Raw genomic sequence first — 7,436 nt, forward strand, 5'->3', positions numbered from 1 at the left:
GGGGCACGTGGTTCCGTTCAGTCCTGGGCGATGATCCGGCCGTCGCCGAAGCCGCGACGGGCGATCGACGCACGGGCGGTTTCGGCAGCGGCTCGGGTGGCGAATGGGCCTGCCTGCACCCGGTACAGCCTGCCCGTCGAACGCACAACGCCATCGACCGATTTTGCGAGCGCGGCGGCGCGGGTAGCGTCGGAAAGTGTCGCGACCTGCACGAACCACCGTCCGCGGGCCGCAGCGGGTGGCGTCTTTGCGGGCGCGGGTTGGGTTGCCGGTCGGGGCGTGGGCTTGACCGGGGCGACGGCTGGCGGTGCCGGTTGCGGCGCGGCGGCGGCGACCATCGGCGGCGGCTGCGGCAGTCGCTTACGCAAGGCGGTGAGCAATGCCGTCGGGGCATCGAGCCGACGAACGACCGTGCCGCCCCGGACTGCCGCCTGTTCGGCCGGTGAGGGTATCGCCGGGCGAATGCGGACGGTGCGCGGCCCTTCGGTGCCAAGGTCGAGCGCGCGCGCGGTCGCTGCCGACAGGCTACCGATCGTACCGCCGGCCGGTACGGCTTCCGGTTCGACCAAGGCGATGATCGTCCGTCCGCTGGCGAGATCGGTGACTTCGGCAAAGCTGCCCGGCGGCAATCCGCGATGCGCCACGGTCAGTTTCGCATCGGCAGGACCGGTCGCGATCGCTACCGCCCCGACATCATCCAGTCGCTGCTCATGCACGACTGGCGGGGGCGTATCCGCACCGCTCTGCGTCCACCCGGCGATCAGCAGTGCCGCAGCGCCGAAGCTCATCGTGCGACCGCGTCGGCCAGCAACCCGACCGACAGCGCATAGTAGTTCGAGCAGTTGTAATCGAGGATGACCCGGTAATTGCCGGTCAGCAGATACGCCGTTTCGCCCGGGCCGTCAGGCTCGATCAGCGTCGCCTGGATCGTCGGGTCGAGCTGCCGTCCGTCGTTTGGCACCACGCCGAGCGTCCGCCACTCGGCAAGGCTCCGCCACTGGCTATGCCGTTCGAACACGCGCGGACAGCGTGGCGACAGCGATCGCGGCGTCAGGATCGACCGGTCGAAGCCGGCCGGGACGCTGACGGCAAAGCCCCAGGGCTGGCCCGGGCGCCAGCCGGCATCGACGAAATAATTGGCGATCGAGGCGAGCGTGTCGGCCGGGTTCGACCAGATATTCGGCACCCCGTCGCCATCCCCGTCCCGCGCAAGGCGCAGGTAGATCGACGGCAGGAACTGCGGATAGCCGAACGCGCCGGCCCAGCTGCCCTTCAACCGGTCGCGCGGCACGCCGCGGTCGATCATCTTCAGCGTCGCGATGAACTCCGGTTCGAACAGCGCGCGGCGGCGGCCCTCATAGGCAAGCGTCGCGAGACTGCGTGGCAGGTCGAAGTCGCCGGTATAGCTGCCATAATTGGTTTCATGGCCCCAGATCGCGACCATGATCTCCTCGGGAACGCCGGTCTGGCGTTCGATCGACGCCAGCCGCGGTCGCTGCGCGGCATAGGCGGTACGCCCACGATTGATCCGGGCGGCATCGACATGGCGCATGCGATAGGGGGCGAAACGCGATACGGTGGTCGTGTTCGACGATCCTGGCTGCTGCCGATCGAGCTCGACGACCCGCGGGTTGTAGGTCAGCGTCGGCAGGACCGCGTCGATGGTCGATTGCTGCACGCCCTGCGCCCGCGCACGGACGGCGACCTCGCGCAGATAGGCCTGGAACCCCTCCGCGTCCTGGGCCGACGCCGATGTCCCGGCCATCAGGCTGAGAACGAACGCCATCCCCGCTTTTGCCAAACGCATACACCGGCCTCCCGCTACCACCCGGTATTGGCACAGGGCCCCACGCCGATGGAACCCCCCGCGCGACAAAGGCTTGCACAAAGCGGCCTACCCGCTCTAGTCGCGACATCGCCGAAGGAAGAGTGTCCGAGTGGTTTAAGGAACCGGTCTTGAAAACCGGCGAGGGTGCAAGCTCTCCGTGGGTTCGAATCCCACCTCTTCCGCCAACGCGTCGTGCCAGCAGGGCGGGTGCGGTTCCATTTTGAAGTTACCCCAATGGCTTACGCTCAACGCAAGCGTCTATAGACGCTCGATGGCTTGGTAGAACGCTCGAAGGCGAATGCCGGCTTCTCTCTTTTCGAAAGCCAACCTACGGGACAATCCCAAAGGACTGGGTCGACCCATATTTAGACATTCGCGGCTAGTTCCTTGCCGCCTAACTTCGGTCATTCATTCAAGTGCGCGAGACGTGCTTCCCTAAGCGGGTTCGGGCGGATCGGCCGATCTCGCTGCCTACTGAAGACGGGCGATGCTGATCGTGAGGTCTAGCCGATCCGCACGTCAGGCGCCGCCTGTTCATCTGGCTACACCTGTCGCATGCCGCCATCGACACAAAGTTCGGCACCTGTAATAAAGCTGGCTTCGTCGCTGAGTAGGAAGACGGCAGCGGCGGCAATCTCGTCGGCGCGCGCCATGCGGCCGAGCGGAATCGGCGCGATGAGCATCTGCCGCATCTCCTCGGGTGCCGCAGCCATCATGTCCGTATCGGTTGGTCCCGGTGCGACGACATTGACGCGGATGCATCGCGGCGCCTGCCCGGCCGCCTAGCTGCGCGCGTAGGAGCGCAGTGCCGCCTTGGTCGCTCCGTAAGTACTGAACGGCGTCACGCCCATCGCGTCGGCGATCGAGCCGACCAGCACCACCGATGCTCCGTCGCTGAGCACGGGCAGCGCCGCCTGAATCCCAAACAGCGCGCCGCGCACGTTGATGGCGAAGTGCCGGTCGAAATGCTCGCCAGTTTCCTCGACGATTGTTGCCGGCTCCGACAATCCGGCGTTAAGCACCATCGCGTCAATGCGACCATGCAGACGCTTGGCCTCCGCCACGACTTGCTCAAGATCGCCTTGGCACGCCGCGTCGGCTTCTACGCCGTGCGCCGATGGACCGATACTCTCAGCCGCGGCGGCAACCTCGTGCGACCGACGTCCGGTCGCGAGACCAATTCCGCTCGCCCCACCGACTACTAGCGCGACCTTGCCTGCCATTCTTGCCATCTTCAGCCCTTTCATTCGAGATGGCGAACCAGACATACGAAGCATATCTGCTATCAAGAACGCGCTCGGAGTAGCATAGATATGGCGAGCGATGCCGACCTGCAGGCCCTGTCGTGCACGGTGATGATAGACGCGCCTCTTATCCGCCCAGTGCTGGACGAGATCGCAGACGAGTGGACGATCATGATCCTGACGGTGCATGGCGGTACACGCCGAAACTCGCCATTCACCGGCCATTCGACATGCTTCAATCATAGCCGGTCAGCGAACGCCCAGGACCGTGCGCTGGGCCATTGGCATTCGGGTAACGGGAAGATCGCACAACACTCGACGAAGGCATCACTGACGGTCGGAAGCCCGTTCAACCGCGTTTCCGACCGCGATTACTGCAACCGGTTGATGGTGACGGGATCGGCTCGAACGCCTTCGAACCACCCGGCCGCCAATGCCACTGTACCGGCAGCGACTATCATCCGGTCCCGGTCCCTTTAGCCCGAGTTCAGTATCCTACTTCCTGACCGGAACGGCTGCGAGATCGTGGTCGATCTTAGCCAGCAACGCGTCGGTAAACTGGTCGGGCAGATAGGTCTGCAACCCGTACAGCGTCGTGCCGCGCGCCATGTCGAGTTGCGGGTTCTTCAGGAACGCCGGAACATGCCGCTCCAGCACCGCGCGCGTGGCCGGATTGTCGAGGAGCTCGCCGATGGGCGTGGTCAGCGTGGTGTAGCGCCCCGAAGCCTTCGCCGCCGCCAGCGCCTGCGACACGCGGTCGATCTCGGCGCCCCACGGGTCTCGCGCTACCACGACCTTGCCGGAGGCCGCGAAGTCGGCAAGCGTGTCGTTGGCACGGGTGTAGCGTGGCCACAGCGCCATCGCGCCGCCGTTCGGATCCCCGCGCTTTACGAAGTTGGCCAGGTACGTGCTCATCGCCGCGCCGACGGCTTCGTCCTTCGCTGTCGTCTGCGCGCCATATTTGATGCGAACATTGTCGAAGAAATAGGGGATGTCTGTCGCGTGCTGGGCGCCGCCCTGCCCGATGGAATCGGCGACGTAGGAGAAGCGATACTGCCAGACCGGCACGCCCCTGTCGGCGATCATCGCCGATGCCTCGCGCCCGCCCGCGATCATGAACCCGCTCTTGCCGCCGATATCGGCGCTGGTCGCGCCGATCATCATCGGCATCCGGGCAAAGCGGTCCTGTTCATAGGCCTTGCGGACATCGACCACGACCCTGCCATCGACGAACGGTCCCGAATTGGTCGGCGGTGCGCCGGGGCGGCCGGACATCTGCGCCATGTTGAGCCCGTCGAGCACGTCCTCCGCCGACAGCGCGCGCAGGCGTTGCAGCGCGTCGGGGGCGGCGGGATCGATCCCCTTGCTCCGGGCGAAGTTGCCGCCAATCGTCTCGACATCCGCCAACGTATTGCCGGTGAACGCCTTCGCATCGCCGCCAGACATCACGACCGCCTTGTTGAACAGGCCCTTCGCTTCGGGCGAAGTGACCAGCGCATGGACCGAGATGCCGCCGGCACTCTCGCCCGAGATCGTCACGTCCGCCGGATCGCCGCCGAACGCCGCAATGTTGCGCTTGACCCATTGCAGCGCCGCGACCTGATCCATGATCCCGTAATTGCCCAACCGGCCGCCATCGGCATTCTGCGCGGTCAGTTGCGGAAGGGCAAAGGTGCCAAAGCGGCCAAGGCGGTAGTTGAAGCTGACGAACACGACGCCCTTCGTGGCCATGTTCGCACCGGCATAGGTCGGTGGCGACGCCCCGCCGTTCACGAAGCCACCGCCATAGATCCAAACCAGCACCGGCAACTTGCCCCTGGCTCCCGTCGGCCGCCAGACATTGGCGTACAGGCAGTCCTCTGCCGGAGTGGTGCCGAGCGGAGCGGCGTCGCTCGGGAAGGGCTTCTGCATACAGTCCGGACTATATCGGGTGGCGTCGCGGACACCGGTCCACTTCGCTGCCGGCTGCGGTGCGCGCCAGCGTAGCGGGCCGACCGGCGGCGCGGCAAAGGGAATACCTTTCCAGCTTTCGACGCCCTCAGCGGCCTGTCCGCGGACGGTACCGTCGTCGGTACGGATCGTCGGACCGGCAGACTGGGCTGCGGCAGGACTGGCGGCCAGTGCGGTGGCGAGGATAAGGGCTGTGGTAACACGGTTCATGGGTGTGATCCCTTGCGGAAGCGGGGCCCGGAAGCGGAGCGGAGCCAGGCGCCGTTCAACGTAGCGGTAGATTGGATCAGATTGGAAGTGGTCGTCGCTTGTAGCTGGAGGCCAACGGGCAGCGTTGCCCGCAAACCTGTTCTCACCTGCTTATTCGACTATCCAGAAGCCAACGCTCTTTCGTCATCGCACCACCAATGATGTTGCGGGACGTCCGCTCCCACTGCTCGCCGCACTTGATCAGCTAGTCCAGTACGCTCCTGATCCCCTATTACCAAAATTGACCTCGATCGGAGCCCGACGTTTTTGGGGAGGCCCAAAGTCGGCGCCTCCTAACCTTCGAAAACCTCGCCCGGCGCTTCGGCAAAGCCGGAAAGATGTTCGGCCAGGACACGCGCCAGCGACCCCGGTCGCACCGAAGGCGAGATGCATATCTCCATCTGCCGGGTGGCCCAGGGGTCGGACAGCGGAACGACGTCGAGCGCCATCGACCGGGCAAAGGCGCGCGCCGCCTTTTCCGGCAGGACGCCCAAGCCGAACCCCGATTCCACCATGCGGCATACGCCGTCGAAACTCTGCACCTGCACGCGCAGGCGCAGCGCGCGGTCGGCCTTTGCCGCCTCGGCGAGCATCGTCCGGGTGAGCGCGGTCGATCCGACCAGACCTACAAAGTCGCGGTCCTGAACTTCGGCGAACTCGATCGTCTGCCGATCCGAGTACATCCCCCTTGGACTCAAGAGCGCCAAAGTATCCTGGCGATACCCCATGGTCGCGAGCCCGCGCCTGGCGGTGCCACCGATGATGATGCCGAGGTCGGCACGATTGGCCGCCACCGCCTCGACGATTGCGGCGCTCATATTTTCCTCCAGGTCGATGCGGACGTCGGGCCGCGTCGCGGCGAAGGATGCGAGGTCGGCGGGCAGGAACTGGATGATCGCCGAGGGATTGGTGTGCAGCCGCACCACCCCGCGCATGCCCCCGGCGAAATCGGCCATTTCATCGTCGATCGCCCGCGCCTGTTCCAACAGGGTGCGCGCGGTGACGAGGAGGGCGCTGCCCGCCGGGGTCAGCGTCAGGCCCGATCGGCTGCGATCGAACAGCCGCACGCCGAACTGCGCCTCCAGCAGGGCGATGCGCCGCGACGCGGCCGCGATCGCCAGATTGCCTTGTCGTGCCGCCTCGCCCAGCTTGCCGCTTTCCGCGGCACGAACGAACAGCCGTAGCGAGACCAGATCCTGCAGCATGGCCGCCTCCATCGTTCGCGAACGGCGAAATCAACGTTGTTCATACGGCGATATACTAGGCTGACGAAAGCGATAATTCCTGTGTTCAGGCTCCGTCATGAGAGCCACGAAAAATGGACGAGGGGATGATGATGGGACAGCGTCTCTGCACGGTTGCAGCGGCCGTAGCGGCTTTTGGATGGGCGACAGGCGCAGCGTCGCCGGCATCGGCCCAGGCGATCGACGCGGGCGATTACGTACCGGCGCCGTCCGGTACGCATCTGGGCCTGGTCTATCAGCAATTCGCGCATTCCGGTTCACTCTATGCGAACGGCAGGAAGGTCGACGACAAGGCCGAGCTGGACGTGGCCGTCACCATCTTCCGCTATGTCGGCTTTACCAAGGTCGCGGGCATGACGCTCGACTATCAGGTGCTTCAGCTGAGCAGCCCCCATCGGGTGGTCCGGGTTATTAGTTAGTGCATTGTCGTCTCCGCCGCCATTGCCGGTCGTAGGTGGAGCGAAGCGGAACCGGAGGCCGGCAATGGCGGTGTCGCCGCTTGTGGTGCGGGCGGCCGATAGCCCAGGCTGCTGTGCGGCCGGACGGTGTTGTAGTGACGGCGCCACGCCTCGATCAGTACCCTTGCTTCAGCGAGGCTGTAGAAGATCTCGCCGTTGAGCAGCTCATCGCGCAGCGAGCCGTTGAAGCTCTCGTTGTAGCCATTCTCCCACGGCGAACCCGGCACGATGTACAGCGTCTTCACGCCAACCTGCCCGAGCCATTTCTGAACCGCGGTAGCGATGAACTCGCTGCCGTTATCTGATCTGATATGCGCGGGCGGACCCCTCGCGATGAACAGGTCGGCAAGCGCTGCCAGCACGTCTTCGTGTCGAAGCTGGCGCGCGACGACCAGTGCCAGGCATTCCCTGCTGGCCTCATCGATGATGGTCAGTATCCGGAACTTGCGCCCGTCATGCGTCC

The 7,436-nt window shown here is 65.3% G+C and carries 6 protein-coding genes, 1 tRNA gene and 2 pseudogenes; 3 read left to right on the forward strand and 6 right to left on the reverse strand.

Annotated features, from left to right (window positions below):
• Window positions 1-17 precede the first annotated feature (17 nt).
• Window positions 18-788 (reverse strand): SPOR domain-containing protein, encoded by a 771-nt coding sequence (locus CA237_RS03475; RefSeq protein WP_066687937.1) that lies wholly within the window; start codon window positions 786-788, stop codon window positions 18-20.
• Window positions 785-1,807 (reverse strand): lytic murein transglycosylase, encoded by a 1,023-nt coding sequence (locus CA237_RS03480; protein ID WP_126012814.1) that lies wholly within the window; start codon window positions 1,805-1,807, stop codon window positions 785-787. Before CA237_RS03480 ends, CA237_RS03475 begins: the two co-directional genes overlap by 4 nt.
• Window positions 1,808-1,923: 116 nt before the next feature.
• On the opposite strand from CA237_RS03480, the gene CA237_RS03485 reads away from it, so the two are divergent.
• Window positions 1,924-2,013, forward strand: a tRNA-Ser gene (locus CA237_RS03485).
• 357 nt (window positions 2,014-2,370) lie between these two features.
• Here the strand turns inward: CA237_RS03485 and CA237_RS03490 are convergent.
• Window positions 2,371-3,261 (reverse strand): annotated as a pseudogene (locus tag CA237_RS03490) (SDR family oxidoreductase).
• Here CA237_RS03490 and CA237_RS19545 point away from each other — a divergent pair.
• Window positions 3,142-3,552, forward strand: a complete 411-nt coding sequence (locus tag CA237_RS19545; protein WP_157092665.1) for a hypothetical protein — start codon at window positions 3,142-3,144, stop codon at window positions 3,550-3,552. The pseudogene CA237_RS03490 and the gene CA237_RS19545 sit on opposite strands and share 120 nt — an antisense overlap.
• A 15-nt stretch (window positions 3,553-3,567) precedes the next feature.
• Here CA237_RS19545 and CA237_RS03495 read toward each other — a convergent pair whose 3' ends face one another.
• A complete protein-coding gene (locus tag CA237_RS03495; protein ID WP_066687940.1) occupies window positions 3,568-5,232 on the reverse strand; it encodes a carboxylesterase family protein in 1,665 nt (554 codons plus the stop codon).
• Window positions 5,233-5,564: 332 nt separating this feature from the next.
• Window positions 5,565-6,476, reverse strand: a complete 912-nt coding sequence (locus tag CA237_RS03500) for a LysR substrate-binding domain-containing protein (RefSeq protein ID WP_164523818.1) — start codon at window positions 6,474-6,476, stop codon at window positions 5,565-5,567.
• 113 nt (window positions 6,477-6,589) lie between these two features.
• Here CA237_RS03500 and CA237_RS03505 point away from each other — a divergent pair, with 113 nt between their 5' ends.
• Entirely contained in the window at window positions 6,590-6,934 is a 345-nt protein-coding gene (locus tag CA237_RS03505) for a hypothetical protein (protein ID WP_126012817.1), read from the forward strand.
• On the opposite strand, the pseudogene CA237_RS03510 reads toward CA237_RS03505, so the two are convergent.
• Window positions 6,931-7,436: pseudogene (locus tag CA237_RS03510) on the reverse strand (IS3-like element ISGbe1 family transposase); the annotation flags it as partial. The gene CA237_RS03505 and the pseudogene CA237_RS03510 sit on opposite strands and share 4 nt — an antisense overlap.

Source organism: Sphingomonas sp. ABOLH (genome assembly GCF_003951715.1).
GTDB classification, from domain to species: Bacteria; Pseudomonadota; Alphaproteobacteria; order Sphingomonadales; family Sphingomonadaceae; genus Sphingomonas; species Sphingomonas hankookensis_A.

Bases quoted from the DNA above. Each gene is read 5' to 3' on its own strand.
- CA237_RS03475 (WP_066687937.1), bottom strand. From the start codon at position 788: ATGAGCTTCGGCGCTGCGGCACTGCTGATCGCCGGGTGGACGCAGAGC.
- CA237_RS03480 (WP_126012814.1), bottom strand. From the start codon at position 1,807: ATGCGTTTGGCAAAAGCGGGGATGGCGTTCGTTCTCAGCCTGATGGCC.
- CA237_RS19545 (WP_157092665.1), top strand. From the start codon at position 3,142: ATGGCGAGCGATGCCGACCTGCAGGCCCTGTCGTGCACGGTGATGATA.
- CA237_RS03495 (WP_066687940.1), bottom strand. From the start codon at position 5,232: ATGAACCGTGTTACCACAGCCCTTATCCTCGCCACCGCACTGGCCGCC.
- CA237_RS03500 (WP_164523818.1), bottom strand. From the start codon at position 6,476: ATGCTGCAGGATCTGGTCTCGCTACGGCTGTTCGTTCGTGCCGCGGAA.
- CA237_RS03505 (WP_126012817.1), top strand. From the start codon at position 6,590: ATGGACGAGGGGATGATGATGGGACAGCGTCTCTGCACGGTTGCAGCG.